Source organism: Vibrio sp. 070316B, from assembly GCF_013114115.1.
Lineage (GTDB): Bacteria > Pseudomonadota > Gammaproteobacteria > Enterobacterales > Vibrionaceae > Vibrio > Vibrio chagasii_B.
The window spans coordinates 1-943 of record NZ_VTYC01000076.1 but is presented as its reverse complement, the minus strand read 5'-3'; the positions used below and the strand labels follow the sequence as shown (position 1 = coordinate 943).

General features: G+C 44.0%; 1 protein-coding gene and 1 pseudogene. Both read right to left on the bottom strand.

The window, feature by feature from the left end; genetic code table 11:
- Positions 1–689 (bottom strand): IS3 family transposase (locus tag F0251_RS24260; protein ID WP_171731986.1); only part of this gene is annotated, 689 nt, incomplete at its 3' end.
- Positions 686–943 (bottom strand): annotated as a pseudogene (locus F0251_RS24255) (helix-turn-helix domain-containing protein); the annotation flags it as partial. The gene F0251_RS24260 and the pseudogene F0251_RS24255, both read right to left, overlap by 4 nt.

Genomic DNA, 943 nt, shown 5'->3' with positions numbered 1-943 from the left:
GTTTTGAGTAAAGCAAAAAAGTTTTCAGCAACCGCATTATCCAAGCAGTTACCTTTTCTCGACATGCTTTGCGTTAACCCACTCTCCGCTACCTTTTTCTGATACTGTCGATGGCGATATTGCCAACCTTGATCGCTGTGTATAATTGGCTTTGAGTTGGGTTTCAGCTTTGATATAGCCTCCGTCAGCATATCCGTGACAAGCGGCAAGCAGGCATTTTTGGCCACTCTATAAGCAACCACCTCCTGAGTAAACAAGTCGACAACGGGAGATAAGTATACTTTCTGTTCTTTGACTTTGAACTCCGTGACATCAGTTACCCACTTTTCATCGGGTTGAGTCGTACTAAAATCTCTTTCAAGCACGTTGGGAGCTGCTTTTCCTGACTCTCCTCGGTATGAACGATACTTTTGAATCCTGACCGTCGATTTAAGGTTGAGCTGAGCCATAAGCCTTTGAACCGTTTTATGATTAAGCACGAACCCCTGATTTTTTAGTTCCAAGTGAATACGGCGGTAGCCGTATCGACCCTTATGTTCATGATAAATTGACTTTATCAACCGCAGCTCACGTTCGTAGCTATTTGGGCGCTTGCTCGTTTGAGCCTGATAATAAAAGACACTTTTTGCCAGCTGTAGAGTGCGCAGTAAGTGCTTTAACGGGTACTTGCCTTTAAGAGTTAGAGCTATGACCGCTTTTTCTTTGTTCGACGGTTTTTTTCCTGCTCCAACTCTTCCAACTTTTTTAGAACGGCATTCTCGGTTCGTAAGTAGACCAACTCCTCTTTTAGCTCCTCAAGCGTCATTTCATTATCAGGCTTAGTGGTACGTTGAGGTTGTTGTTTCATTGAGGGTCTTCCTTTCTGGCGCATTTTGAGCCCTTTGATACCGAGCTCATTAAATCTTTTGAGCCAGACAGAGAGTATCCCAGGGGATGAGAGGTT